Origin of the sequence: Rhodococcus sp. DMF-1 (assembly GCF_021441945.1) — a bacterium.
GTDB lineage: Bacteria > Actinomycetota > Actinomycetes > Mycobacteriales > Mycobacteriaceae > Rhodococcus > Rhodococcus ruber.
In genome coordinates this window covers 492,072-516,323 of record NZ_CP090442.1, presented here as the reverse complement: position 1 = coordinate 516,323, position 24,252 = coordinate 492,072, and the positions used below count along the sequence as shown (strand labels likewise).

25 protein-coding genes and 2 pseudogenes are annotated in these 24,252 nt (G+C 68.3%); 14 read left to right on the top strand and 13 right to left on the bottom strand.

Features of this window, described 5'->3' with window-relative positions; genetic code table 11:
* Window positions 1-78: 78 nt before the first annotated feature.
* Window positions 79-870 carry a helix-turn-helix domain-containing protein gene (locus LZP97_RS02545; protein WP_010592493.1) on the top strand — a complete coding sequence of 264 codons (792 nt, stop codon included), beginning with the start codon at window positions 79-81 and terminating at the stop codon, window positions 868-870.
* A gap of 89 nt (window positions 871-959) precedes the next feature.
* On the top strand, window positions 960-1,175 hold the full coding sequence (locus LZP97_RS02540) for a hypothetical protein (RefSeq protein ID WP_010592494.1): 216 nt from the start codon (window positions 960-962) through the stop codon (window positions 1,173-1,175).
* A 10-nt stretch (window positions 1,176-1,185) separates the two neighbouring features.
* Here LZP97_RS02540 and LZP97_RS02535 read toward each other — a convergent pair whose 3' ends face one another.
* Window positions 1,186-1,710: a 2'-5' RNA ligase family protein gene (locus LZP97_RS02535; protein WP_010592495.1), complete on the bottom strand. Its 525-nt coding sequence runs from the start codon at window positions 1,708-1,710 to the stop codon at window positions 1,186-1,188.
* Between the two features lie 49 nt (window positions 1,711-1,759).
* Window positions 1,760-2,515, bottom strand: a complete 756-nt coding sequence (locus LZP97_RS02530) for a CPBP family intramembrane glutamic endopeptidase (RefSeq protein WP_010592496.1) — start codon at window positions 2,513-2,515, stop codon at window positions 1,760-1,762.
* Window positions 2,516-2,782: 267 nt separating this feature from the next.
* Here LZP97_RS02530 and LZP97_RS02525 point away from each other — a divergent pair, with 267 nt between their 5' ends.
* Both LZP97_RS02525 and LZP97_RS02520 read left to right on the top strand, forming a co-directional pair.
* Entirely contained in the window at window positions 2,783-4,480 is a 1,698-nt protein-coding gene (locus LZP97_RS02525; protein WP_010592497.1) for a fumarate hydratase, read from the top strand.
* 98 nt (window positions 4,481-4,578) lie between these two features.
* Complete coding sequence (locus LZP97_RS02520) at window positions 4,579-5,031, top strand: phosphatase domain-containing protein (RefSeq protein ID WP_010592498.1); 453 nt, start codon at window positions 4,579-4,581, stop codon at window positions 5,029-5,031.
* A gap of 9 nt (window positions 5,032-5,040) precedes the next feature.
* On the opposite strand, the gene LZP97_RS02515 is transcribed toward LZP97_RS02520, so the two are convergent.
* From LZP97_RS02515 to LZP97_RS02505, 3 genes are all read right to left on the bottom strand, one after another.
* A complete protein-coding gene (locus LZP97_RS02515) occupies window positions 5,041-5,460 on the bottom strand; it encodes a hypothetical protein (RefSeq protein WP_010592499.1) in 420 nt (139 codons plus the stop codon).
* 92 nt (window positions 5,461-5,552) lie between these two features.
* Complete coding sequence (locus tag LZP97_RS02510) at window positions 5,553-5,942, bottom strand: hypothetical protein (protein WP_017680226.1); 390 nt, start codon at window positions 5,940-5,942, stop codon at window positions 5,553-5,555.
* 96 nt (window positions 5,943-6,038) lie between these two features.
* Entirely contained in the window at window positions 6,039-6,494 is a 456-nt protein-coding gene (locus LZP97_RS02505) for a carboxymuconolactone decarboxylase family protein (RefSeq protein WP_026137632.1), read from the bottom strand.
* Window positions 6,495-6,569: 75 nt separating this feature from the next.
* Between LZP97_RS02505 and LZP97_RS02500 the strand changes: the two are divergent.
* A pseudogene (locus LZP97_RS02500) lies at window positions 6,570-7,497 on the top strand (sigma-70 family RNA polymerase sigma factor).
* Window positions 7,498-7,565: 68 nt separating this feature from the next.
* Here the strand turns inward: LZP97_RS02500 and LZP97_RS02495 are convergent.
* Window positions 7,566-8,660: a VOC family protein gene (locus LZP97_RS02495; protein ID WP_010592503.1), complete on the bottom strand. Its 1,095-nt coding sequence runs from the start codon at window positions 8,658-8,660 to the stop codon at window positions 7,566-7,568.
* 219 nt (window positions 8,661-8,879) lie between these two features.
* On the opposite strand from LZP97_RS02495, the gene LZP97_RS02490 reads away from it, so the two are divergent.
* From LZP97_RS02490 to LZP97_RS02470, 5 genes are all read left to right on the top strand, one after another.
* Entirely contained in the window at window positions 8,880-9,758 is an 879-nt protein-coding gene (locus tag LZP97_RS02490) for an acetaldehyde dehydrogenase (acetylating) (protein ID WP_010592504.1), read from the top strand.
* Complete coding sequence (dmpG, locus tag LZP97_RS02485) at window positions 9,755-10,816, top strand: 4-hydroxy-2-oxovalerate aldolase (RefSeq protein ID WP_048771791.1); 1,062 nt, start codon at window positions 9,755-9,757, stop codon at window positions 10,814-10,816. The genes LZP97_RS02490 and dmpG overlap by 4 nt, the downstream gene beginning before the upstream one ends.
* Before the next feature lie 15 nt (window positions 10,817-10,831).
* Window positions 10,832-12,310 carry an aldehyde dehydrogenase gene (locus tag LZP97_RS02480; protein WP_010592506.1) on the top strand — a complete coding sequence of 493 codons (1,479 nt, stop codon included), beginning with the start codon at window positions 10,832-10,834 and terminating at the stop codon, window positions 12,308-12,310.
* A 112-nt stretch (window positions 12,311-12,422) separates the two neighbouring features.
* Window positions 12,423-13,175, top strand: a complete 753-nt coding sequence (locus LZP97_RS02475; protein WP_010592507.1) for an SDR family NAD(P)-dependent oxidoreductase — start codon at window positions 12,423-12,425, stop codon at window positions 13,173-13,175.
* A 33-nt stretch (window positions 13,176-13,208) separates the two neighbouring features.
* On the top strand, window positions 13,209-13,637 hold the full coding sequence (locus LZP97_RS02470) for a tautomerase family protein (RefSeq protein WP_010592508.1): 429 nt from the start codon (window positions 13,209-13,211) through the stop codon (window positions 13,635-13,637).
* Window positions 13,638-13,662: 25 nt separating this feature from the next.
* Here the strand turns inward: LZP97_RS02470 and LZP97_RS02465 are convergent, their stop codons facing one another.
* The 4 genes and pseudogenes from LZP97_RS02465 to LZP97_RS02450 all read right to left on the bottom strand — a co-directional run bounded on the left by LZP97_RS02465 (window position 13,663) and on the right by LZP97_RS02450 (window position 16,510).
* Entirely contained in the window at window positions 13,663-13,986 is a 324-nt protein-coding gene (locus LZP97_RS02465) for a hypothetical protein (protein WP_040275359.1), read from the bottom strand.
* A 91-nt stretch (window positions 13,987-14,077) separates the two neighbouring features.
* Window positions 14,078-14,239, bottom strand: a pseudogene (locus LZP97_RS02460) (wax ester/triacylglycerol synthase domain-containing protein); the annotation flags it as partial.
* Window positions 14,240-14,406: 167 nt separating this feature from the next.
* On the bottom strand, window positions 14,407-14,934 hold the full coding sequence (gene nphA / locus LZP97_RS02455; RefSeq protein ID WP_192811057.1) for an NADH-dependent flavin reductase: 528 nt from the start codon (window positions 14,932-14,934) through the stop codon (window positions 14,407-14,409).
* A 13-nt stretch (window positions 14,935-14,947) separates the two neighbouring features.
* Entirely contained in the window at window positions 14,948-16,510 is a 1,563-nt protein-coding gene (locus tag LZP97_RS02450) for a 4-hydroxyphenylacetate 3-hydroxylase family protein (protein ID WP_010592511.1), read from the bottom strand.
* 209 nt (window positions 16,511-16,719) lie between these two features.
* On the opposite strand from LZP97_RS02450, the gene LZP97_RS02445 reads away from it, so the two are divergent.
* Window positions 16,720-17,742 carry an AraC family transcriptional regulator gene (locus tag LZP97_RS02445; protein ID WP_010592512.1) on the top strand — a complete coding sequence of 341 codons (1,023 nt, stop codon included), beginning with the start codon at window positions 16,720-16,722 and terminating at the stop codon, window positions 17,740-17,742.
* A 53-nt stretch (window positions 17,743-17,795) separates the two neighbouring features.
* Here LZP97_RS02445 and LZP97_RS02440 read toward each other — a convergent pair whose 3' ends face one another.
* Entirely contained in the window at window positions 17,796-18,824 is a 1,029-nt protein-coding gene (locus LZP97_RS02440; RefSeq protein WP_010592513.1) for an NADH:ubiquinone reductase (Na(+)-transporting) subunit F, read from the bottom strand.
* A gap of 2 nt (window positions 18,825-18,826) precedes the next feature.
* A complete protein-coding gene (locus LZP97_RS02435) occupies window positions 18,827-20,044 on the bottom strand; it encodes a cytochrome P450 (RefSeq protein ID WP_048771796.1) in 1,218 nt (405 codons plus the stop codon).
* Window positions 20,045-20,173: 129 nt separating this feature from the next.
* Between LZP97_RS02435 and LZP97_RS02430 the strand changes: the two genes are divergently transcribed.
* Window positions 20,174-21,199: an AraC family transcriptional regulator gene (locus LZP97_RS02430; protein WP_048771799.1), complete on the top strand. Its 1,026-nt coding sequence runs from the start codon at window positions 20,174-20,176 to the stop codon at window positions 21,197-21,199.
* A 180-nt stretch (window positions 21,200-21,379) separates the two neighbouring features.
* Here LZP97_RS02430 and LZP97_RS02425 read toward each other — a convergent pair whose 3' ends face one another.
* Window positions 21,380-22,393 carry an AraC family transcriptional regulator gene (locus LZP97_RS02425; RefSeq protein ID WP_200903445.1) on the bottom strand — a complete coding sequence of 338 codons (1,014 nt, stop codon included), beginning with the start codon at window positions 22,391-22,393 and terminating at the stop codon, window positions 21,380-21,382.
* 139 nt (window positions 22,394-22,532) lie between these two features.
* Between LZP97_RS02425 and LZP97_RS02420 the strand changes: the two genes are divergently transcribed.
* Window positions 22,533-23,846, top strand: a complete 1,314-nt coding sequence (locus LZP97_RS02420) for a cytochrome P450 (protein WP_048771802.1) — start codon at window positions 22,533-22,535, stop codon at window positions 23,844-23,846.
* Window positions 23,847-23,869: 23 nt separating this feature from the next.
* Complete coding sequence (locus LZP97_RS02415; RefSeq protein WP_048771804.1) at window positions 23,870-24,181, top strand: EthD family reductase; 312 nt, start codon at window positions 23,870-23,872, stop codon at window positions 24,179-24,181.
* The last annotated feature ends 71 nt before the right edge of the window (window positions 24,182-24,252 follow it).

The following is a 24,252-nucleotide window of genomic DNA, read 5'->3' as shown; positions in this document are numbered from 1 at the left end:
AGTGCCGGGCCGCGGTGCCCGAATCGATTACCCGGCAGGTAATGGCCGTCGTTCCCTTCCGCGCCTACCGTGACTTCCATGACCACCGTGCACGAGGAACCCGTCGGAGCACTGCTGCGGCACTGGCGTGAGCGTCGCGGCCTGAGCCAGCTCGCCCTCGCCAACCGGGCGCAGGTCTCGGCGCGGCACGTGAGTTTCCTCGAGACGGGCCGGTCCCGGCCGACGCGCGTCATGCTGCTGCGCCTGGCCGATCAGCTCGACATCCCGCTTCGGGAGCGCAACTCGCTGCTGCTCGCGGCGGGTCTGGCGCCCGCGTACCCGGAGCACCGTCTCGGGGACGTGCCGATGGCCGCGGTGGCCGATGCGATCGAGCGGATCCTGCGGTCGCACCGCCCGTATCCCGCGCTGGTGGTGGACCGGCACTGGACGATGGTCGACGCCAACGACGCCGTCATGGGCTTGCTGGGCGGATGCGACCCGCGGCTGCTCGAGCCCCCGGTGAACGTGCTGCGGGTGACGCTGCACCCGGACGGGATGGCGCCGCGCATCGTCAATCACGGCCAGTGGCGGGCGCACCTGCTGACCCGACTGCGACATCAGCTCGCCGCGACGGGCGACCCGGTGCTGCGCCGGCTGCACGCCGAACTGGCCGACTACCCCTGCGACGACGGGCACGACGCCGAGCTCGATCCGACCGGCGCCCACGCCCTGGTGGTGCCGCTGCGGCTGCGCACCGACGACGGCGAGCTGTCCCTGCTGAGCACGACGACGCTGTTCGGCACGCCGTTGGATGTCACCGTCGCGGAACTGGCGATCGAGGCGTTCTACCCGGCCGACGAGGCCACCCGACGGGTGCTGGGAGGCCGATGATCCGGATCGGCGAACCGGTGCCGCACGGGCACTGTCGGGAGTAACGTCCGCCCCGAGACCTGTCCCGTCCCACACCGGAGGCATCGATCATGAGCAGGACGAAGTGGTGGGTACTCGAGGGCCCGGACAGCGGGTTCTCCCTCGAGGAGCGAGCGACGGGAGACCTCGTCCTCGTCAATACGCAGACCTCGGAGGAACACACCCTGCACGGCTACGTGTGGAAGCACGCCCCGCACTTCGGGGTGCAGATCATGGGCGAGGGCCCGCCGCCGTACGGCAAGTGGGTGGAGAACCCCGAGGAGTGAGCACCGCCGGTCACGGGACGCGGCGCAGCGGCCGCCGCTCCCCCGTCGTGGTGTCGATCAGCGCCGCGCCGGACACGACCGTCTCGAGGGGCAGCACGTCGTAGACGACCGCGGCCACCCGCGGCAGGTCCTCCAGCCGGGCTCGGGGGCTGAGGGTCAGATGCGGGGTCCATACGCCCGGCCGGTAGTGCTTGTGCAGGTCCGCGCCGACGGCGGTGACGGTGTCCACCACGCGCTGCTGACGGCGCAGGAGGTCGGCGGTGGGTGCCGGCGAGAGCCAGACCCGTCCGCGTCGGAAGGCCCCCAGCGCGTCGGAGTAGAGGGTCAGCGGTCCACCGTCGGGGAGCGTCGCGAGCGCGGCCGTCACGTCCTCGACGTCGTAGCTGCGCAACACCGCGTACGACAGGTGCGGCACGTGCCGGCCGTGGGTATGGGTGAGCAGCGTCGGCACCCCGAGGTCTTCGAGCCGGGCCCACAGTTGCTGCAGGGCGCGCCGGGCGGCGGCGTCGAAGACCAGGCAGACTGCGAGTGCCATCAGCGCACGGTACCGCGGGCGCCGGCGGGCCGGCGGCCGGTTCGGGCGGTCAGTTCAGGGTGGCGTGCCAGACCAGCGCCGCGGCCAGCGCCCCGGCACCGTTGAGGGACCAGTGCAGGGCGATCGGGGCGATCAGGCTTCCGCTGCGGCGGCGCAGCCAGGTGAAGACGAACCCGGCAGCGGCGGTGGCCAGGACCGCTCCGGCGATGCCCAGCACCTGCCCCCACAGGCCGCCGCCGAGGATGCCGCTCAGGCCGCGATTGCCGTTCGTGAGCCCGAGGGACGAGGCGATGTGCCACAGGCCGAACAGCAGCGACCCGGCGGCGAACACTCCGCGCGCACCGGAGACGCGTTCGAGCGTGCCGTGCAGCACGCCGCGGAACGCGAGTTCCTCGGGGATGACCGTCTGCAGTGGAATCACGATCATCGAGGCGAGGAGCGCGCCGGAGATCGTGGCGTAGCGGTCGGACAGGAAGAACTGCCGCGTGAGCGGCAACGCCACCCCCACGGCGATCACGGCCAGCACGACCCCGACGGCGGCCAGGGCGTAGAGGGAACCCGAGCGCCAATGGCGCGGCGAGAGCCCGAGTTCGGACCAGCGCATGCCACGACGGCGCATCAGCGCGACGAGCACCAGCGCCGCAGCGGGCACCGTCGCGATGCTGGCCCACACGGTGGTGAAGTGCGCGATCAGGTTGGTGGCGACGAGGACGATCACCACGACGGCGACGTCGAACCAGGCATGGAAGCCGCGGAGCGATCCGCGGTGGGCAGGTGCCGTCGTCGGCAGGGTCTCCGCAGTCATGTGTTCTCGAACCCCCGCTGTCGGGTCTGTCGGAACCGATCGAGTACCCGTTCCTGCACTGTACGAACCATCCGTACCAGTGTACGGATTCCGTGCCGGAGCGACCGTGACCGGCGGCACACCGGCGACCGATTTTGGCAGTGATGCAGGTCACGATGGGTGCGGAGGCGGTCTGCGTCACACGCCCCGGCGTCGGAGCGTCCCGTTGCCGGGACTAACCTTGTCCCGAACATCAGCCCCGCTGTCCAGGACAGTTCAGGAGAAGAAATGGCCGACTTCCTCTACGAGGACCTGCTGCCGATCGGGGAAGACCCCACCGAGTACCGGCTGCTGACCACCGAGGGGGTGTCGACCGTCGAAGGCCCGGGCGGCCGCACCTTCCTGCAGGTCGAGCCCGAGGCGCTGCGCCTGCTCACCGAGACCGCGCTGCACGACATCCAGCACTATCTGCGGGCGGATCACCTGAAGCAGCTCGCGAGCATCCTCGACGACCCGGAGGCGTCGGACAACGACAAGTTCGTCGCCCTGGACCTCCTGAAGAACGCCCACATCGCCGCCGCCGGAGTGCTGCCGATGTGCCAGGACACCGGAACCGCGATCGTCATGGGCAAGCGCGGCCAGCACGTCCTCACCCCCGGCGACGACGAGGAAGCGATCGCCCGCGGCGTGTACGACGCCTACACCCGGCTCAACCTGCGGTACTCGCAGAACGCTCCCCTCACCATGTGGGAGGAGAAGAACACCGGCTCGAACCTGCCGGCGCAGATCGAGCTCTATGCCGACACCGCGGCCGGCCACGAGAACGCCTACAAGTTCCTGTTCATGGCCAAGGGTGGTGGTTCGGCCAACAAGTCGTACCTGTACCAGGAGACGAAGGCGATCCTGAACCCGGACTCGATGATGCAGTTCCTCGAGGCCAAGATCCGCTCGCTCGGCACGGCCGCGTGCCCCCCGTACCACCTCGCCATCGTGGTGGGCGGGACCTCCGCCGAGTTCGCCCTCAAGACCGCGAAGTACGCCTCGGCCCACTACCTCGACGAGCTGCCCACCGAGGGTGCGATCACCGGCCGCGGCTTCCGCGACCTCGAACTCGAGAAGAAGGTCTTCGAGCTGACGCAGAAGATCGGCATCGGTGCGCAGTTCGGCGGCAAGTACTTCTGCCACGACGTGCGCGTGATCCGGCTGCCGCGGCACGGCGCGTCGCTGCCGGTGGCGCTGGCGGTGTCCTGCTCGGCCGACCGGCAGGCGAAGGCCAAGATCACCCCGGAGGGGGTGTTCCTCGAGCAGCTCGAGTTCGATCCGGGCCGCTTCCTGCCCGAGATCACCGACGCGCAGCTCGACGCCGAGACCGAGGGCGTGTCGGGCACCGGCAAGGGCGCCGCGGTGAAGATCGACCTGACGCGGCCGATGCCGGAGATCCTCGCCGAACTGTCCAAGCATCCCGTCAAGACCCGGCTGTCCCTCACGGGCCCGCTCGTCGTCGCCCGCGACATCGCGCACGCGAAGATCAAGGAACGTCTGGACGCGGGCGAGGGCATGCCGCAGTACCTGAAGGACCACCCCGTGTACTACGCCGGCCCGGCCAAGACGCCGGACGGCATGGCCTCCGGTTCGTTCGGTCCCACCACCGCGGGCCGGATGGACTCCTATGTCGAGCAGTTCCAGGCCGCGGGCGGTTCGATGGTCATGCTCGCCAAGGGCAACCGCTCGCAGCAGGTCACCGACGCCTGCAAGAACCACGGCGGTTTCTATCTCGGCTCCATCGGGGGACCCGCCGCGCGCCTCGCCCTGGACTGCATCAAGAAGGTCGAGGTTCTCGAGTACCCGGAACTGGGTATGGAAGCAGTGTGGAAGATCGAGGTCGAGGACTTCCCGGCGTTCATCGTCGTCGACGACAAGGGCAACGACTTCTTCGCCGGCACCGGCGAGGTCACCCTGACGATCGGCAAGCGCCCCGGGCTGTAGGCGGCTGCGCCGCCGGTGCGTCCTTTGGGCGGTCCCAGCAGCCCAAAGGACGCACCGGGGCGCGGCGACAGGGGCGGCACCGACCAGGGGCCGAGCCGGTGCCCTACCCGGCGCCGTACGTGCCGGATCCGACGCTGCCCCCGGCGTGGATCGTCGACATCGACGGCACGCTCGCCCACATGAGCGACCGCAGCCCCTACCACTGGCACCGCGTGGGCGAGGATTCGCTCTCCCCCGCCGTGATGGCCGCGGTGACGGCGTTCGCCGCCTCGCCGGAGAAGCCGGCGATCGTGCTCGTCTCCGGGCGCGACGGGGTGTGCCGGCCCGAGACCGAGCAGTGGCTGGCCGAGCATCGGGTGCCCTACACCGAACTGCACATGCGCACGCCCGGCGACAGTCGCAAGGACTCCATCGTCAAGGCCGAGCTGTTCGACCGGTTCGTCCGGCACCGGTACCGGGTCGTCGCCGTCCTCGACGATCGTGACCAGGTGGTGCGGATGTGGCGGCGAATGGGACTGGTGTGTTTCCAGGTGGCCGAGGGTGACTTCTGACCCGGTCCGTCAGGACTTCGGCGGGCCGGTTTCCGGTTCGTCGGTGGGGGGATACCGAAGCAGCGTCTGCTGCAACCGCGCCCACTGGTGGGCCAGCCCCTGCAGGGGCGCCAACGACTTCTCGACCACCTCCAACTGACGGTCGAACGCCGACAGTTGCGCCTGCAGCGCCTGCACCGACTTCCGCTGCGCGTGCAGCTGCTCGACGAGCGCGTCGAACTCGGTGAAGACGGGCGGGGCCAGCTCCATCACCTCCCGGAGCGACGCGAGCATCCGGTCGGCAGGTCTGGACAGGGGGTCGGGAATCGACCCGAGGGCGTCGCTCCCGATCGATGCGACCTCGTCGGCCACCGCGCGGGTTCTCTCGAGCAACTCCTCCATCGCGGACCCGAGCAGTCCGAATCGACGCGTCTCGCCGTCCTCCGCCATCGTTACCCCTCTCCGCCATCACTACGGTTCGGTCCCGAACCGATCATGCACCCCGGGACGCGACCCGGCAGCCGAACATCGTAGGGGCGCCCTCAGGCAGCGCGGGCGTCGGTGCGCGAGAGGACGGCGGGCGCCTGAGCGACGAGACCCTGCAGGAACCGGACGATGGTGTCGGGCGAGGGATCGGCGGCCGGGGTCAGCATCGCGCACAGCCGCCGGTAGCTGTCGGTGTCGAGTTCGGGCTGCGCCCGGAACTGGGCCGTGAGCGGGACAGTGAACACGACTGTCCTTTCCTGCGAGCGGATTTCGAGCGTCGGCCCACCCACGGACGCGATCAGCCGGACCTCGAACCGGTTCGCGCCCGTGGTGTGCACGAAGCCCACGGCGCGCACGTTGGCGCGGGCCATCTGCCGGTACAGCGGCCGCAACCCGCCGAGGACCATCGACGGCAGCGCGACGGCACGGGAATCGACGGCATACATGAGCGCACTTCCTTTCGTTCCGGGCGCCGCAGCACGACACTCCGGGATGTTATCTGGAATCATTCCAGAATATCTGCCGGAGGGCAACGCCGGTCGTCACCACTGCGCGCCGGCCACCTGCTCGACCGTCGCGTCGAGCCGGTTCCACACGTTGATCAGCGAGATCTGCAGGATCAGCGCCGCCAGTTGCGGCTCGTCGTAGTGGCGGGCGGCCTCGTCCCAGACGTCGTCGGGCACCGGGTCGGGCCGGTCCGCGAGCCGGGTCACCGCCTCCGTCAGCGCCAGGGCCGCCCGCTCGCCATCGGTGAAGTACGGCGCCTCGCGCCACGCCGCCACCGCGAACAGCCGTTTGTCGGTCTCCCCGTCCTTCTTGGCCAGCCGCGGGTGCATGTCCACACAGACGCTGCATCCGTTGATCTGGCTTGCCCGCAGATGCACGAGGTGGGTGGTGCGCGCCGGCAGTCCGCCACCGTCGGCGGCGTTCCCCAGTGCCTGCAACGCCGTCACCGCGTCGGGCAGAACAAGCGCGGGATTCGTCATTCGAGCCTTCATGATCGTCTCCTTGTCACATCCGGGGTCGTGCGTTCGTCACAGCCATGACGGATCCCGACGACAGAATGTGACGACATGAGCGACGGAAACTTCTCGGCCCACCCCGGCGGCGCCTTCCCCGCCGAACAGTTCGAGGCACATCGGGACCGTCTGCGGGCAGTGGCCTTCCGCATGCTCGGCTCGGCGAGCGAGGCCGACGACGCCGTGCAGGAGGCCTGGCTGCGTCTGCACCGCTCCGGCACCGACGAGGTCGCCAACCTGGGAGGCTGGCTGACGACGGTGGTGAGCCGGGTGTGCCTGGACATGCTGCGCTCGCGGGGCTCGCGCCGGGAGGTCCCCCTCGATGCCCGATCGTCCCGAACCTCGGTCGACGGACCCGCGCGACGTTCCGGAAAGCGCTGCACTGCTGGCCGATTCGGTCGGGGTGGCATTGCTCGTCGTGCTCGACACCCTCGCCCCGGCCGAACGCCTTGCGTTCGTGCTGCACGACCTGTTCGCCGTCCCCTTCGACGAGATCGCCCCGATCGTGGAACGCTCCCCCGCCGCCACCCGCCAGCTCGCGAGCCGAGCGCGGCGGCGCATCCAGGGCGCGACCGCTCCACGGGCCGACCTGATGCGCCGCCGTCGCCTCGTCGATGCGTTCCTCGCCGCGTCGCGGGAGGGGCGGTTCGACGACCTGCTGGCCCTGCTCGATCCGGGTGTGATCCTCCGCGCGGACGACATCGCCGTGGCGACGGCCCGTGCCGGCGCGGCTCACGGCGCACCGGCGCTCGCGCGCGAGCTTCACGGCCCCCACAGCGTCGCAGAGGTTTTCGACGGCCGCGCCCAGGCCGCCCGGGCAGTGCTCGTCGACGGAATGCCCGGCGCCGCATGGGCGCCGGGCGGCCGTCCGCGCACGGTGTTCGCCTTCACGATCGAGGACGACGCGATCGTCGAGATCGAGGTGGTGTCGGATCCCGAGCAGCTCGCGGCGCTCGAGGTGACGTTCCCGGACGCCGGCTGACACGCGGGTGCGCACCTCTCGTCGTGGCACGCCGGAAGACGGTGCAGGAGGTGCGCACCCGCCAGGACTCAGACCGGGGAGCCGGACACCGCGCGGGAGTGATCGATGTCGTCCGGGATCGTCTGCTCCGCGGCGAGCACCTCGGGGTCCTCGACAGGAGCGCCCGGGCCGAAGTGCGAGAACTTCTCGATGTGCTGATCGAGTGCGAGCGGGTTCGGGGTGCCGTAGGTGAAGTAGGTTTCCCACGGCAGCTTGGCCCCACCGACCGCGAGGCCGGTGTCGATGTCGGCCATCTGCCACGTCTTCGTCTCGGCGTCCGGATCGAGATGCAGGTAACCGGCCTCGCCGAACAGCTCGACGCGGTTGCCGCCGGGCTCGAACACGTAGAGGAACTGCCCCTGCGTGATGCCGTGCTTGTCGGGACCTGCCTCGATCTGAATGTCGTAGTCCCGGAACATCTCGACCGCGTCTGCGAGGTGCTGGCCGGTGCCGTAGTAGAACGCGAGGTGGTGGAGCTTGCCGTGTCCGCCGGTCATGTCACGCATGCAGGCGACCTCGTGACCGAGCAGGTTCGAACTCATCCAGGCGCCGATCTCCACGCCGCCGTCCACCACGCGTTCGGTCGTGCGGAATCCGAGGTGCCGCTCGAACGAGTCCTTCACCGCGGTCACGTCGGAGGACATGAGGTTCAGGTGATCGATCCGCTTGACCGGAATACCCTGGAGCGGCTTCTTCGACGGACGCGACAGGATCTTGCTCTGCAGCTCCTGCGGGGCGACGTACTTCTCGACCTCCCACAGCAACTGCAGGTTGTGGCCGTCCGGGGACTGGAATTCGAAGGTCTTTCCGTAGCCGAACTGATCCTCGCTCCATTTGCCCTCCACGTTGCCCTGCTTCAGGGACGCGACGCGGCGTTCGAGAGCTTCCGACGAGCTGGCGCGCAGCGCAGCATGGCCCATGCCGGGCTCCTGAGCCTCGGTGACCTTCAGGCTCCACTGGTAGGGATCCTCGTACCCGCGCAGGTAGACGGACTGTCCTTCCCGGTGCGTGACGTACATGCCGAGGAACTTCGTGAAGAAGTCGAGGGTTTCCTGAGGCCTCGGGGTGAACAGCTCCGCGCGGGCGAGGTGCGCGATGTCGAAACGGGCGGTCGTGTCCGTCATGATCTCTCCTGATCTGCGCTGGCCGGCGAGGATACCGGCTGTGCTCTTCGTCACGAGCGTGCGCGCACCTCGAGTCCGCTGTGCACGTCGTTCGGAATAGCCGAATCGCCACTCGGGGCATCGGTCCCGCGTTCGAGACCTCCGGACGAGGGGCCGACAAGGGGACCTTCCGCCCTAGCGTGGTCCGCATCACCCCCGAGTTGAGGGAAGGCCCCACAGATGAGTCGTTTGAAAGCCGCGATCGTCGGTTCCGGGAACATCGGCACGGATCTGATGTACAAGCTGCTGCGGTCCGAGCATGTCGAGCCGGTGTACATGGTGGGCATCGACCCGTCCAGCGAGGGACTCGAACGGGCCCGGCAGGCGGGCCTGGAAGCGTCCGCCGAGGGCGTGGACTGGCTGCTGAGCCGCCCCGAACTCCCTGACGTCGTGTTCGAGGCCACCTCGGCAAAGGTGCACGCCGCAACGGCGCCCCGCTACGCGGAGGCGGGAATCAAGGCGATCGACCTGACGCCCGCGTCGGTGGGCCCGTACGTCGTGCCGGCCGTCAACCTCACCGAGCACCTGGACGCGCCGAACGTGAACATGGTCAGCTGCGCCGGGCAGGCCACCATCCCGATCCTGTACGCGATCAACGAGGTCGCCGACGCCTCGTACGGCGAGATCGTGGCGGCCATCGCGTCGAAGAGCGCGGGCCCCGGCACCCGTCAGAACCTCAGCGAATTCAGCGAGAAGACCGGCCGGGCACTCGCGCAGGTCGCCGGCGCGGACCGCGCCAAGGCCATCTCGGTGATCAACCCGGCCGAACCGCCGATGAACATGCGCGACACCGTCTACGCCAAGGTCCGCAACCCCGACCCGGACGCGATCGAACGCGCCGTGATCGACATGGTCGCCAGGGTGCAGCAGTACGTCCCCGGTTACACCCTGCGGCTCGTCGACGTCGACGGCGACCTCGTCACCGTCATGCTCGAGGTCGTCGGCGCCGGCGACTTCCTGCCCACCTACGCCGGAAACCTCGACATCATCACCGCCGCCGCCGTACAGGTCGCCGACGTCCTGGCGCAGCGCAACCTCGTCCAGGGAGCAGCCCAGTGAGCACCACCGACACCACCCCCCACACCGGGCGCCGCAAGGTCACCCTCGTCGACACCACCCTGCGCGACGGCATGTCGTCGGTCTCGCACCGATTCACCCCCGAGAATGTCGCCGACATCGCCCGCGGCCTCGACCGGGCCGGCATCCCCACCATCGAGGTGGCCCACGGCATCGGCCTCGGCGCCTCCTCGATCCAGTACGGCTTCGCCGCCGCCACCGACCCCGAGTACGTACGCGCCGCCGTCAATGCCGTCGACAATGCGGACATCGCAGTGCTGTACGTCCCGGGCATCGCCACCCTCGCCGAACTGAAGTCCGCGATCGACGCCGGCATCAAGACCGTGCGCGTCGCGGTGCACTGCACCGAGGCCGACTGCGCCCAGCAGCCCGTCGAGTGGGCCAAGGAGCAGGGCCTGAACGTGATGACGTTCCTGATGATGAGCCACAAACTCGACCCGGAGCCGCTCGCCGAGCAGGCCGCCAAGCTCGACTCCTACGGCGCCGATGTCGTCTACGTGGTCGACTCCGCCGGCGCGATGGTGCCCCGGCACGCCGGTGAGCGCGTCGCGGCCCTGCGACAGGCGATCTCCGCCGACATCGGTTTCCACGCCCACAACAATCTCGGAGTGGGCATCGCCAACGCGCTCACCGCCGCCGAGAACGGCGCGACGTTCATCGACGGGTCTCTGCGCGGGCTCGGCGCCAGCGCCGGCAACGCCCAGACCGAGGTGCTCGCCGCCGCGTTCGAGCGGGCCGGCTGGGATACCGCCGTCGACCTGTTCCCGCTGATCGACACCGCCGAGCACGTCGTCGCGCCGCTGATGACCGACCCGCAGATCATCGACGAGACCGCGCTGATCCTCGGCTACGCCGGGGTGTACTCGACCTTCTTCCACCCCACCAAGCGGGCCGCGAAGAAGTTCGGCATCTCCACCCGCGAGATCCTGCTCGAACTCGGGCGCCGCGGCGTCATCGGCGGCCAGGAGGACATGATCGTCGACGTCGCCTCCGAACTGGCCGGCCGCACCTACGAGCTCCCGGCCCGCGCCGGAGTCTGACACAGGGAGACTGCCATGACACAGACCCAGAACCCGCCATCGGTCACGCAGGTCCGTCACCTGATCGGCGGCGAATGGAAGCAGGCGTCGGACGGGGCCACCTTCGAATCCCGCGACCCGCACGACGGTGCGCTACTCGGGATCGTACCCGCGGGCACGGCCGAGGACGGTGCCGCGGCGATCACCGCCGCCCGCAGTGCGTTCGACGACGGCCCGTGGCCGCTGCTGTCCCCGAAGGAGCGCGCGAAGATCCTGCACGCGGTCGCCGACACGGTCGACGCCCACCGAGAGGAACTCGCCCTGCTCGAGACCCGCGACGGCGGCAAGAGCATCAATCAGTCCCTGCACGCCGAGATCCCGCGGGTGGCACACAATCTGCGCTTCTTCGCCGACTATGTCGCGATGGCCGCGAACGAGGCATACCCGGACGGGGACCTGCTGTCGTACGTGCTCTACCCACCGGCCGGTGTCGTCTCGGCGATCAGCCCGTGGAACGCGCCGCTGATGCTCGCCACGTGGAAGATCGCTCCCGCCTTGGCATTCGGAAATACCGCTGTTCTCAAGCCCGCGCCGCAGACCCCGCTGACCGCGCACCGCTTCGCCGAGCTCGCCCTCGAGGCCGGGCTGCCCGAGGGGGTGCTCAACGTCGTGCACGGGTTCGGCGGTGAGGCCGTCGCCGGGCCGCTGACCTCGGATCCGCGGGTGGATCGGATCACCTTCACCGGCTCGAGCGCCACGGGCGTGAAGATCCTGCAGGCCGCCGCGGCCCATCACACCCCGGTCTCCGCGGAGATGGGCGGCAAGTCCGCGAACATCGTCTTCGCCGACGCCGACCTCGACGTCGCCGTGCCGATGGCGATCCGGGCGATCTTCGGCGGCAACGGGCAGGTGTGCCTGGCCGGTTCCCGCCTTCTGGTGCACAACAGCATCATGGACGAGTTCCTCGCCCGGTTCACCGAGGAGGCGGACAAGCTCACCGTCGGCGACCCGAAGGACCCGGCCAACTTCCTGGGCCCGCTCATCGAGCAGCGCCACCTCGACAAGGTGCACGGCTACGTCGAACTCGCCCAGGAGGAAGGCGGCAAGGTCGTCACCGGTGGTGCCCGCCTGACCGACGACGCCCGCGCCGCCGGGTTCTACTACCCGCCCACCGTCGTCACCGGGCTGACAAACGACTCCCGCACCGCACGGGAGGAGATCTTCGGCCCGGTCGAGACCGTCCTCGGATTCGATACCGAGGAGGAAGCGCTGCGCATCGCCAACGACTCCCCCTACGGTCTCGCCGGAATGCTGTTCACCCAGAACCTCGACCGCGCCCACCGGATGGCCGCCCGCTGGAAGGCCGGCACCGTGTGGATCAACTGCTTCTTCGAGCGCGACCTGCGCCTGCCGTTCGGTGGCGAGGGCGCCAGCGGCCTGGGACGCGAGGGCGGGCAGTACTCCCGCGACTTCTTCACCGAGCCGCGGGCAGTCACCCTCCGGCTGCGCGGCTGAAACGGAGCAACGGATACGCACGCCGAATCGGAATCCGCCCACGACCATGTCTGGGCGAGTTCCGATTTCGCGTCTCGATTGCGGCCACACCCACGAATCAAGGAGCACAGACATGGCCTCACCCGCACTGTGCGTCGTCGTCGGCGCAACCGGCGCGATGGGCACCGAGTTCACCCGGCGCCTGGTCCGGCGCGGGATGCGCGTCGTCGCGGTCGCCCGAAATGCCGAGGACCTCGACAAGCTCGCGACCGAGGGCGATCTGATCGTTCCGTGTGTCGCCGACATCGCCGACGACAGTGCCATCGGCGCGATCGCCGCCCGTCTCGACGCGCCCGTGCGCCTGGCCGTGTTCGCGGCCGGGCTCCCGGTGCGCGGCTCGGCCGACACCATCGCACCGGGGGACCTCGCGGTAGGCGCGAACATCAAGGTGGGCGGACTGGTGCGGCTGCTGCACGCCGTCCGGGACCACCTCGTACCGGGCTCGCGTTTCGTGACGATCGCCGGTTCGCTCGGACTCGAACCCGGCCCGCTCGACGCCGGGCCGGGGACGGTGAACGCCGCAGTCTTCAATCTCATGCGCCAGCTCAGCGCACTCTACGGCCCGAGCGGCGTCACCACCCACACCATCGCACCGGGACCCGTCGACACTCCACGGCTGCGGAAGTTCGTCGAGACCGAGGCCGCCGAGACCGGGCGCGACCCCGGCGAGATCTGGGATCGCTATCGCGCCGCGACCACGCTCGGCCGGCTACCGACGCTCGACGAGATCGGCTGGACTCTGGAGATGCTCCTCGCTCCCGAGGCCGCCGTGCTGCACGGAAGCGTCCTCAACGTCGACGGCGGGACCCGGCACGGAGTCCAATAATCCTGTACCCCGAAGCGTCACGAAGGAGCATCCATGCCCGTTGCACACTTCCACCTCGTCGACGGCGCCTACACCGCCGGGCAACGACGTCGTCTGCTCGCCGACGCGAGTCGCTGTTATGCGGAGGTCCTCGACTCCCCGATCGAGCGGGTGCGGGCGTTCGTCGTCCGGTACGACCCCGACGACGTCGCGACGTCCGGCACGGTGATCGCCGACGGCGGCACCCCGGCCCCCTACTTCACCGCGATCGTCCTGGCCGGACGCCCCATCGCGCAGCGGCAGGAGCTGGCAGCGCGTTTCACCGATCTGATCGTCGAGATTCTCGGGGCGCCGAGGGAGTCGGTGCGTGGCCGGATCGTGGAGGCGGACCCAGTGAACTGGTTCATCGCAGGCGACCCCGCCGCCGCCGCCCGCGCCGACGAGGTCGCGGCACGGGCGGCAACCACACAGCGGGCGCGCTGATCGCCGCACCTGAGCGAATGTGCCGTCACGTCGGTCTACCCGACACCACGGCACATTCGCTCGGGCGTCCGCCGCGGAGCACTCGCGGCGCCTCCTCCATCCCGCGAGCCACCACGTCCACTTCGGGACACACGACACTGTCGCCGACGACGGTGATCGTGAACCGCCCCGCGTACGAGAACGCGCCCGCACCGAGGCTGGTGTTGCCCACCGGAAGCCGAACGATCATCTGACCGAGCAGGCTTCCGCGGGCCGGCCCCGACTGCTGCCCGTGCAGTGAGACGGGGACGACCGCCCGCAGCACGACGTCGTCGGCCGGTTCGCCCCGGCGACACAGCAGTTCGCGCAAGCCCCCCGGCGAAGACCGAGAGCAGCACGTCGTCGATCTTCTCCTCGTGCCGAGGCGGCGCGGGCGTCAGCGGCACGTCCGGGGCGGCGTCGAGGAGCACGCCGAGCATCGCCACCCCCGCCGGGCCGTCGGCGATCACATGGTGGACCCGCAGGTAGACCGCATGTGAATGCTCTCCGAGCGCCGGGATCACCCACAGCTCCCACAGCGGCCGTGACCGGTCGAGCGGGCGCCGCCGGATCGATTCGACCACCGGGAACAACTCCCCGCCCCGTCCCGCTGCGACCGCACGGATGCGCCCACCTGGCGTCGCGTCCCTCCTGCGAACCAGATGTCCGCAGACAGGGCACGGAGGGATGCCGTCGGATACGCGGGAGGGTGGCCGCGACACCCGCCGCGGCCACCCCCGCTCTACCTCGATCAGAAGCCCCAGGGGTCGTCCCTGCCCTGCAACTCGAGCGACCGGAAACTGCCGGTGTAGAACACCAGGGGGTGCCCGTCGTCGTACCAGAGCTGCTCCACCCGGCCCACGTGCAGCGTGTGGTCACCCGCGGGATGGGAGTCGACCACCGTGCACGCGAGGTGCACCAGCGCGCCCTCGAGGAGGGGCACTTCCTTCCGCCACACGAACCGGACCAGATCCGGCTGGTGTGCCGCACCGGCGAAGTGCAGGGACAACGGTTCCTGGTCCCCGGCGAGGATCGAGATCCCGTACCTACCGGTCTCCCGGATCCGCTCGTTCATCCTGGCGCGGTTGGCGATCGACACGAGCACGAGCGGCGGGTCGAGCGACACCGAGGTGAAGGCGTTGGCGGTCATCCCGTGCACCGAAGCCTCGTCCTCGCACTCGGCGGTGGTGACGATGGTGACGCCGCTCGCGAACCGCCCAAGCGCTTTTCGCATATGTTGTGGAGTGACCTCGAGATCGGCCACAGCAGTGCTCCTCATCGTCTCGCTCCGTTCAGCCCCGGACGATCTTCAGATCGTCGTTGCCGATCAGATCGGGGCGCGTCCAGCCGTCGACGTCGTACTCGGACATGCACTGCTCGGCGAAGCCCTTGAGCTGGTTGTCCAGGCCCTGGGCCTGGTAGGCGAACAGCGTCTGGAAGCGCACGGCCTCGTGGTCACCGCCGTAGTTGCGCTCGTACAACTCGTGCCGGCCGCCGAACTCGGTGCCGACGGCATCCCAGAGCAGCTTGAGCAGCTTGACACGGTCGATGGCCGCGATGCCGTTCGACCCGCGCACGTACTGGTCGAGGTACGGCCGGATGTCGGGGTTGCCCCAGTCGCTCGCATGGGAATTCAGGTAGATCAGACCGCTGCCGAGAGTCTGCTGGATGATCTCCTTGATCCGCGGATAGCCCACACCCATGAAGGTCCGATACGCCAGGCCGTAGTTCAGGTTCGGTTGCACGGCCCCGCCCACCCACGGATCGGGCGTCTTCGCCATCGCGTCGGACAGTCCCCAGAACATGTCGCGCCAGTTGAGGATCTCGCCGACCTGCATCTGCACCCCGCGGAATCCGGCCGAGCCGGTCATCTCCACCGCCTTCATCACACAGCCGGCGATGAAGTCGAGCTTCACGGCGAGACGGGCGCAACCGTGAAACATGAAGCGCGACATGAACCCGGATTTCATGACGAACCCGTTGGTCGTCTCGGCGTCGTAGGCGAAGACGTTCTCCCACGGCACCAGCACCCGGTCGAACACCATGATCGCGTCGTTCTCGTCGAATCGGCTCGACAGCGGGTAGTCGAACGGCGTACCCATGACGGCGGCGTTCATCTCGTAGGACGTACGACAGAACAACTTCAGCCCCGGTGAATCCATCGGAACGGTGAAGATCAGGCCGAACTCCTTCTTGCGGAGCGGCAGGCCGTAGTGCGCGATGAAGTTGGCATTCGTGATCGCCGAACCGGTCGCCACCACCTTCGCGCCCGACACGATCAGACCCGCGTCGGTTTCCTCGACCACGTGCACGCAGATGTCGGCGGTCTCGTCGGCGGGCTTGTCGCGGTCGATCGGCGGGTTGACGATCGCGTGGTTGAGGTAGAGCACCCGCTCCTGGGACTTCTTGTACCAGTCGAGGGCGTTCTGCTTGTACTCGCCGTAGAAGTCGGCGTTGGCTCCGAGGGTGCCGAGGAACGACGCCTTGTAGTCGGGCGAGCGGCCCAGCCAGCCGTACACCTCGCGCTGCCACGTGGCGATCGCGTCGCGGGCGAGGAGCAGGTCGTCGGCGCTGCGTGCCGTCTTGAAGAACGGATGGGTGAAGCCACCGTTGCCGGTGTCGGTCGGCACTGTGAGGATGCCCTTCGCCTCCGGCTTGTGCATCGCGTCGTACATCCGTGCCACCGACCGAACCGAATTTCGGAAGGCCGGGTGCGTGGTGACGTCGTCGACCCGCTCACCACGGAAGTACACCTCGCGACCGTCGCGCAGCGACTCGATGTACTCCTCGCCCGTCATGGGACGGACGGTGTTGGGTGCTCCCACGGCGTCGCCGATGATCGCTGATGTCGTCATGATGTTCACTCCTGGTCTCGGGCGGTGGAGAGTCGTTTCGGGGACCGGCGGGATCGACCGGCGTCGCGCTGCGACGCGGTCGGCACCGATTGCGTTGCCCTGATTGGGGATCCGCTCTCGGATGTCGCCTTCGGCGCGATGTCGGAATATCGTTCCGGACGCCAAGTCCCTGTGATCTGGAACACTAGAAGGCGGAGGTCTGCTGGAACATGGCTGAGCGCGAACAATCGGGTGACTCCGCGCGCAACGGAGCGGCGCCCGCCCTCGTGTCCCTACGCACGCGGGAGCTCGACACCCGCGAAGGCCGCACACAGTGGGCGAGCACCCTCGAGCTGCTGTACGGCGAGATGGACGTGGCGTGGCCCGATCCGCGGCAGCACTTCGACGCCGAGTGGGGTGGACGGCCCTTCGGGGACCTGCACATCAGCACGATCCGCGCCGACGCCCACACCGTGGTGCGGTCCCCCGAGATGATCGCCTCGGACAACTGGGCGGGCTACCTCGTGTGCATCGTGACCGAGGGCCGCGTCGAGGTGCAGCAGTCCGGTCGAGCCACCGTTCTCGAGCGCGGGGGATTCGCGCTGCTGGACTGCTCCGCACCGTTCGTCTTCCACTCCCCCGCGCCGTTCCGGCAGATCGTGGTGCGGTCCCCCGCCGAGCTGCTCACCTCACGTCTACCCGGCCGGATCGTCGAGCACGGCACCGCCCGGTCGATCGGCGGCGACACCGGGGCCGGCGAACTGGTCGGCCGATTCTTCGTCGACCTCTCGACCACGACGGCGCCGATCTCGCCGGGGGCCGCCGTGTCGTTCGCCTCCTCGGCCGTCGACATGCTGGCCACCGCGCTCGCGGAGGGACCGCTCGCGACCAGCGCCTCGCAACTGCATCGCACCGAGGACCTCACCCGCGTCCAGCGGGTCATCGAACAGAAACTGCACGATCCCGAGCTCACGCTGTCGGACGTCGCGGCCGACGCCGGGATGTCGTTGCGTAACGTGCAGAAACTGTTCAGCGCGGCCGGGATCACCCCCCGGGCATGGCTGTACCAGGCCCGCCTCGAACGCGCGCGGAAGTACCTGCTGACGACCGAGATGTCCGTCGCGGAGGTCAGCGAATGCGCGGGTTTCCGGGACGTCTCCCACTTCAGCAGGACGTTCCGCGCCTCCTTCGGCTCCAGCCCCGGTCAGTACCGCAAGGGAAGAACCGACCGCCCACCGGGCCACCGGCACTGACGGCGAACGGCCGGGTGCCCGGGACGAACCCGAACACCCGGCCGCAGAACCGGTCACGTCGGCGACAGCACCGGCGGCGCGGCGCCGACGGTGAACTCCTCCTTGAATATCGACCGGGGCGCCATGCGACGCCGTTTGAGCGCCTTGACCGCCGCGGCGACCATGGCGGGTGGTCCGCACAGGTACGCGCTGCGCCCCCGGCAACTGGCGAAGTCGTCGAGCACGACGTCGGTGACCATGCCGGTCGCGCCGTCCCACTGCTCCTCGCTGAGCACGGGGTGGTAGCGGAATCGGGAATCGGCAGCCTCGAGTGCCCGGAAGAAGTCCACGTCGTACAGATCCGCCTGCCCGCGCCCTCCGTGGTACAGGTCGATGCTCGGGACGAGATCGCTGGAGAGAGCATGGCGCACAATCGACTTCAAGGGGGCTAGTCCCGTCCCGCCGCCGATCAGGATGGCCGGTTCCTCCTGGGGGTGAACCAGGGCGAACTGCCCCAGCGGCCCGCGCAACTCGATCCGGTCTCCCGGGCGAAGCGAGCCGAAGATCCACCCCTCCGTCGCGAGCCCACCGTCGACCTTCTTGATGTGGAACTCGAGCCGGCGCGACTCGGACGGCGGATTGGCCATCGAATATTGGCGTGCCACCACGGAACCCGGCACAACCAGCTCGGCGTACTGGCCGGCGGAGAATTCCATCGGCTCGTCCAGCTCCACGACGAGCCGGCGGGTGCACCGGGCGATGTCGGTCAGCTCGAGCACGGTGCCGGCGTGATCGCGCAACGGATGCCTCGGGCCGACCGGCGCAGTCTCGCTCAACGGCGCGACGGTCAGATCGGTGCGCGGGCTCGCCTGGCAGGCCAGCGCGAGCCCGCTCGCACGCTCCGTCTCGGAAAGGACCGTATCGTCCACCCGCCCGTGGTCCACCTCCCCGCACAGCACGCGGATCTTGCAGGTGCCACACGTGCCCTGCGAGCAGGCATGCGGGAGCCACCGGTTCTCCCGTAGCGCGGATTCGAGGATGGAGCGGTCCGCTGCGGCACGAAAGGGCTGCTCGCCGTCCGAGACGGTCACCGAATGTTCCACTGTCACACCTCCCACCGCACACGCAATCCCTGCGGGCCGCGGAAGGTCCAGCCCCAGAAGTCCGGCGTGTGGTCGAGATCGGGCTCGATGTTCGGGATCGTCTCGAACAGCTCCTCGAGCGCGATGCGGACGATCGCGGTGCCGAGGTAGGTTCCGGCACAGGCATGGTTGCCGGAGCCGAACGCGAGATGCGGCATGACCGGCCGATCCACGTCGTAGGCGTCCGGGTTCTCCCAGGCGGTCTCGTCCCGGTTCGCCGAGCCGTAGGCGAGTATCACGGGTGTACCCGCAGGCAGGTCGACACCGCCGATCGTGACATCGTGGTTCGCGACCTTCACCGCAGCGCTCCAGATCGGCGCCACCCACCGAGCGCCCTCGTTGATCGCGCGCGGCACGAGGGTCGGATCGTCGACGACCCGTTCGAGCTGGTCGGGGTGCTGCAGCAGGCCCGCCAGGGTGGTCGTCATGACGTGGCCCGGCTCCTGCAGAGCACCGAGCAGGAACACGTAGATGTTCGGGTAGATCTCGGCGCGATCGCGCACCTGTCCCTCGGGCATCCCGTCGTGCAGCCAGTGCGAGATGAGGGTGTGGTCGGGGTGGGCGGTCCAGTGGTCGAGCATGGGGTCGACTGTCGCGACGATCTCCTCCTTGACCCTGTCACCGGCCTCGAAGGGTGCCGGATCTGCGAAGTTGCCGTGCTCGTCGACCGCGGCGTTGCCGTAGGACAGGGCGAGCGTCTGGAACCAGCGCACGAGCGTCTCGGACGGGACGTCCGTCAGGCCCATGAGGTCGCCGACGGCGCGGACGCTGACCGGCGCGAAGTATGCCTCCTGGATGTCGGCGGCTCCGAGGTCTTCGATGCGCTCGAGGATCCGCTGCGCCTGCGGCCGGACCAGGGCCTCGACATAGGTGTCGACGGCGGCGGGACGCAGTTGCGGATCGATCCACTCCCGGATCCTGCGGTGCTGCTCGCCGTTGGAGTCGAGAACCGTTCCCTTGCCGAACGTCCGGCCTCCCGAGGGGGCGATCACGGTGGACCACGCCTGCGGGTCCTGCGTGATCTGCAGGCACAACTCGCGGGTCGCCACGACGTGCATCCCCACTGCGGGCACATACGCGACCGGGGCTTCACGGCGGAGGCGCTCATAGATCGGATTCGGGTCGCGATCCAGTTCCTCCATGGTGATCTCGTCGATCCAGGTAGTGGCACTCGCCGTCATGGTCGTATCTCCTTTGTACTCATCCGGATTCGGAGGTAGGAATGCCGACGAGCGGCGGACGCCGTGCGGATTGCCCGTCGCTCGAGCTCTTGTGATCTGGAACACTAGGGTGTGGAGGTGAGTAGGAACATGACCGAGAGTGCACCGATGGTTGACTCCGTCTGCACCGACGATTCCGGCAAGCAGGTCGTGCTCAGCACCCGCGGCCTCGCCTCGACCGAGAGACGCGTGCGCTGGGCGGACACTCTGGAGGCAACCTACTGCGAGATGGATGTCGACTGGCCGGACAAGAAGGGTCCGTTCGAAGCCGACCTGGCGGTCCGGTCGCTCGGGGAGCTGACGGTAAGCCTGGTGCGCGCCGATCCGCACGCCGTGGTTCGCACACCGGCGATGATCAGGTCGGATCCGAGCGACGACTATCTGCTTTGCCTGATCAGGCGCGGATCCGCGGTCCTGCGACAAAACGGGAGGGAATCGGTGCTCGAGCACGGAGCGTTCGCGATCCTCGACGCGACGACGCCGTTCGTGGTCGACGGGACGACTTCGTTCGAACAAGTCGTGGTGCGCAGCCCACGCGAACTACTGGCCACCCGCCTGCCCTCGCACACAATGGACCACATCACCGGGTCCGGCTTCTCGGGACAGGCGGGTATGGGACGGATCGTGTCGCGGCTCCTCGTGGAGCTCGCGACGACCGCCGAGCCATTGTCCCTCCGGTCCTCCCTGTCGGTCGCCGGCTCGGCGCTCGACCTGCTCGCCACCGCGATCGGCGAGTCGGCGCCTCCGACGAGATCCACCAGGCGCGTGCACGCGCAGGACCTGCGGAGCGTGCAGCGTGCGATGGAGCGGCATCTGCACGACCCCGATCACACGACTGCGGAGATCAGCGCCGAGCTGGGGATGTCCGTTCGGTACATCCACAAACTGTTCAGTACCGCCGGCACGACACCGCGCGCATGGCTGTACGAGCTGCGTCTGGAGCAGGCCCGGAACCAACTGCTGACGACCGACCTCACGGTCGCGGAGATCAGCGAGCACGTGGGTTTCCGAGACGTCTCCCACTTCAGTCGCGCGTTTCGCCGCCGCTTCGACAGGAGCCCCGCCCAGTTCCGACGTGACGCTGTCCACGACGGTGGCCCATCGCTCCGTTCGTGATCGATCGACCCTGGCCGGAAGTCGGCCCCCACCCCAATCGAGTGGCGAAACCTCGTGTGGCGGCATCCAGCGAGAAGGCGGGCATACCGCTCCTACCTCGACCGGTTGGTCGGCATGTTCTCGACTGCATCGGCCGTCGTTCGGTAGGCCACCGTCAGTGCATCGCCCTAGCTTCGTCGGCTACCGGTACGGCATCGCGCGAAGATCCCGCGACGGGCTCACTCCGAAAGCTTCCCGATACTCCCCCGCGAAGCGGCCGGCATGTAGAAAGCCCCACCGGCGAGCGATTTCGGTGACCCCCGCCGTTTGCGGATCGGCGTTCACCAGTTCCCTGCGTACCCGCTGCAATCGGATTCGCTTCAGATGCCGCATGGGTGTCGTTCCCAGCGAGGTCTGGAAGCCCAACTGCAAGGCACGGACGCTGACCCCGAGGTGGCGGGAAATCTGCGCCACCGAAAGCGGCTCGTCAGCGTGCTCGTCCATGAAGTCCACCGCTCGCCGCACCACTGCGGGCAGCACCGCTTTCGGTGTGTCAAGCCCGCGTCGATGGTCGTGGTCCGCGGCGACGAGCAACCCGTTCATCAGGCATTCTGCCATCGGAGCGGCCACAATCGGATGCAGTCCTGAGGCCGTCGGGTCGTCGAGGGAGACAGCCAGCGCCCGCACCACCGACAGCCATTGTCGGCCGCGGACGGTGCGTAGATCGAATTCGACACCGAAGGCAATCGGATCGGTGAGCGCGCGACCGATACGCTCGGACAATTGGTCCTCGAGAGCACGCCGGTCGATCTTCACGGCAAGTACCGGTGCCGGATGCGCCGACGACCATCCCCGCAGTATCGTACGGCGATCGCATCGGTACACAGCAGCAACATCCGGGGTAGCAACCATCCGTCCGTCCCCGGAGCCCGTCACCAGCTCACCCCTCAGAGGGATGTTGATCTGATACGCGTCGAGCAGCTCACCCGTGCTGATCTCCACCTCGGTCGAATAGTCCAGCATTCCGAGAGTGATCGGCCCACAGGTCACCGCTCTCAGCTGCATCTCGAATGTGCGCTCGCTCCCGAGGACCCGCACCTCGTGCGGGTAGAACACCCCGCCGCCGATTGTGCGCGAAGCGTCGATGTCGTCCGACCGGAATGCAGTCGTCGCGGACTGCCGGATGCCGGTATCGCTCGATTCCACTGTGCCCATGTTCCGCCCGGATCGTCGCCATGCGTGTGCGCATATTGGCTGTACTTCTACGCGTAGAGGATAGCCGTCGCTGTGACCGAGATCACAGTCTCTTCGAGAAGCTCACGGCAGCTTCGATTCCCGAAACCGGAGGAACCAGATGACCGTCGATCAAGCGCCGCGTGGCGTCACCAGCCCGACCGGATGCCCGGTATCCCGGATGGCCGCCGGATTCGATCCGTTCCAGGGCTCGTATCAGGTGGATCCGTCGTCGTCGCTGAGGCAGGCGCGCGCCGAGGAACCGGTGTTCTACAGCCCCCTGCTCGACTACTGGGTGGTCACCCGTTACGAAGACATCAAGCAGATCTTCAAGAATCCCGAGGTGTTCTCACCGCGGATCACCCTCGATCAGATCACTCCGATCAGCGACGAAGCCCTGCAGATCCTCGGCAGCTACGAGTTCGCTCCCGGCCCGACCATCGTCAACGAGGACGAGCCGATCCACACGCAGCGACGCCGCCTGCTCATGGAGCCGTTCGAAGCCGACAACGTCGCCACGTTCGAGCCGAAGATCCGTCAAGTCGTCAACGCCTACCTCGACCGGGTCGTCAAGACCGGCCGCGCCGACCTCGTCGACGATCTGCTCTACGAGGTGCCCTGCATCGTTGCCCTGATCTTCCTGGGAGTCCCGGACGAGGACATCGAAACCTGCCGCCACTTCGGCATGCAGCAGACATTGTTCACCTGGGGCCGCCCCGACGGCGAAGAACAGGTCCGCGTCGCCACCGGCATGGGCAAGTTCTGGAGGTTCGCCGGTGGACTGGTCGAAAAGCTGAAGGCGGACCCCGACGCCAAGGGCTGGATCCCGCACGCGATCGAGATGCAGCGCCGACATCCCGACCTGTTCGACGACAACTACCTCCAGAACATCATGATGAGTGGCGTCGTCGCCGCCCATGAGACGACCACCAACGCCACCGGCAACGCCTTCCGCACCCTGCTCGAAAACCGCAGTGCCTGGAAGCAGATCTGCGCCGATCCCACACTCGTCCCCAAGGCCGTCGAAGAGTGCCTGCGCTACAGCGGATCCGTCGTCGCCTGGCGCCGTATGGCGGTGACCGACACCACCGTCGGCGGTGTCGACATCCCGGCGGATGGGCGCCTGCTCATCGTCACCGCGTCGGCGAATCGCGACGACGACATCTTCCCCGAGCCGGACGAGTTCGACATCCACCGCGGAAACGCACGCCGGCACTTGACGTTCGGGATCGGTAGCCATACCTGTCTCGGTGCGACACTGGCACGACTGGAGATGAAGATCTTCCTCGAAGAGACCTCCCGCCGTCTTCCACACATGTCGCTCGTACCCGGACAGGAATTCACCTACCTGCCCAACACCTCTTTCCGAGGCCCCGAGCACGTGCTGGTCGAGTGGGACCCTCAGCAGAATCCCGTCCCGGCCGACCGCCCCTGACAACATCGACCAGACAGGACATCATGTACCGCATCACCATCGTCTACAACCAGCCCACCGACTCGGCGGCATTCGACGAGTACTACGCCACCAAGCATCTCCCGCTGGTACGAGAGATACCGAACGTGAAGAAGTTCGCCGTCGGCAGGTGCGAGCCGCTCGACGGCAATCCCCCCGCTGCCTATGCGCTCGCCGAGCTGTACTTCGAGTCCGAAGACGAGGCCGGGCGAGCTTTTGCCTCCCCCCAAGGACAGTCCGCGGCCGGAGATGTCGCGAACTTCGCCACCGGTGGGATCTTGCTGCTGTTCAGCAACGAAGACACGGTTCTGCCCTGACCCACCCGTGGGGTGCCGGGTGCTGCAGCCGCACCCCACGTCACCACCGCTGCATTTTCGTGAAAGAGAGA

What these genes read in the sequence shown, in the direction of transcription:
- LZP97_RS02535 (WP_010592495.1), bottom strand. Translation starts at nt 1,710, where the DNA reads ATGGCACTCGCAGTCTGCCTGGTCTTCGACGCCGCCGCCCGGCGCGCC.
- LZP97_RS02435 (WP_048771796.1), bottom strand. Translation starts at nt 20,044, where the DNA reads ATGACGGCGAGTGCCACTACCTGGATCGACGAGATCACCATGGAGGAA.
- LZP97_RS02475 (WP_010592507.1), top strand. Translation starts at nt 12,423, where the DNA reads ATGGCCTCACCCGCACTGTGCGTCGTCGTCGGCGCAACCGGCGCGATG.
- nphA (WP_192811057.1), bottom strand. Translation starts at nt 14,934, where the DNA reads ATGAGGAGCACTGCTGTGGCCGATCTCGAGGTCACTCCACAACATATG.
- LZP97_RS02545 (WP_010592493.1), top strand. Translation starts at nt 79, where the DNA reads ATGACCACCGTGCACGAGGAACCCGTCGGAGCACTGCTGCGGCACTGG.
- LZP97_RS02505 (WP_026137632.1), bottom strand. Translation starts at nt 6,494, where the DNA reads ATGAAGGCTCGAATGACGAATCCCGCGCTTGTTCTGCCCGACGCGGTG.
- LZP97_RS02510 (WP_017680226.1), bottom strand. Translation starts at nt 5,942, where the DNA reads ATGTATGCCGTCGATTCCCGTGCCGTCGCGCTGCCGTCGATGGTCCTC.
- LZP97_RS02425 (WP_200903445.1), bottom strand. Translation starts at nt 22,393, where the DNA reads ATGGGCACAGTGGAATCGAGCGATACCGGCATCCGGCAGTCCGCGACG.
- LZP97_RS02415 (WP_048771804.1), top strand. Translation starts at nt 23,870, where the DNA reads ATGTACCGCATCACCATCGTCTACAACCAGCCCACCGACTCGGCGGCA.
- LZP97_RS02515 (WP_010592499.1), bottom strand. Translation starts at nt 5,460, where the DNA reads ATGGCGGAGGACGGCGAGACGCGTCGATTCGGACTGCTCGGGTCCGCG.
- LZP97_RS02490 (WP_010592504.1), top strand. Translation starts at nt 8,880, where the DNA reads ATGAGTCGTTTGAAAGCCGCGATCGTCGGTTCCGGGAACATCGGCACG.
- LZP97_RS02540 (WP_010592494.1), top strand. Translation starts at nt 960, where the DNA reads ATGAGCAGGACGAAGTGGTGGGTACTCGAGGGCCCGGACAGCGGGTTC.
- LZP97_RS02430 (WP_048771799.1), top strand. Translation starts at nt 20,174, where the DNA reads ATGACCGAGAGTGCACCGATGGTTGACTCCGTCTGCACCGACGATTCC.
- LZP97_RS02495 (WP_010592503.1), bottom strand. Translation starts at nt 8,660, where the DNA reads ATGACGGACACGACCGCCCGTTTCGACATCGCGCACCTCGCCCGCGCG.
- LZP97_RS02470 (WP_010592508.1), top strand. Translation starts at nt 13,209, where the DNA reads ATGCCCGTTGCACACTTCCACCTCGTCGACGGCGCCTACACCGCCGGG.
- LZP97_RS02450 (WP_010592511.1), bottom strand. Translation starts at nt 16,510, where the DNA reads ATGACGACATCAGCGATCATCGGCGACGCCGTGGGAGCACCCAACACC.
- LZP97_RS02525 (WP_010592497.1), top strand. Translation starts at nt 2,783, where the DNA reads ATGGCCGACTTCCTCTACGAGGACCTGCTGCCGATCGGGGAAGACCCC.
- LZP97_RS02480 (WP_010592506.1), top strand. Translation starts at nt 10,832, where the DNA reads ATGACACAGACCCAGAACCCGCCATCGGTCACGCAGGTCCGTCACCTG.
- LZP97_RS02530 (WP_010592496.1), bottom strand. Translation starts at nt 2,515, where the DNA reads ATGACTGCGGAGACCCTGCCGACGACGGCACCTGCCCACCGCGGATCG.
- LZP97_RS02445 (WP_010592512.1), top strand. Translation starts at nt 16,720, where the DNA reads ATGGCTGAGCGCGAACAATCGGGTGACTCCGCGCGCAACGGAGCGGCG.
- LZP97_RS02420 (WP_048771802.1), top strand. Translation starts at nt 22,533, where the DNA reads ATGACCGTCGATCAAGCGCCGCGTGGCGTCACCAGCCCGACCGGATGC.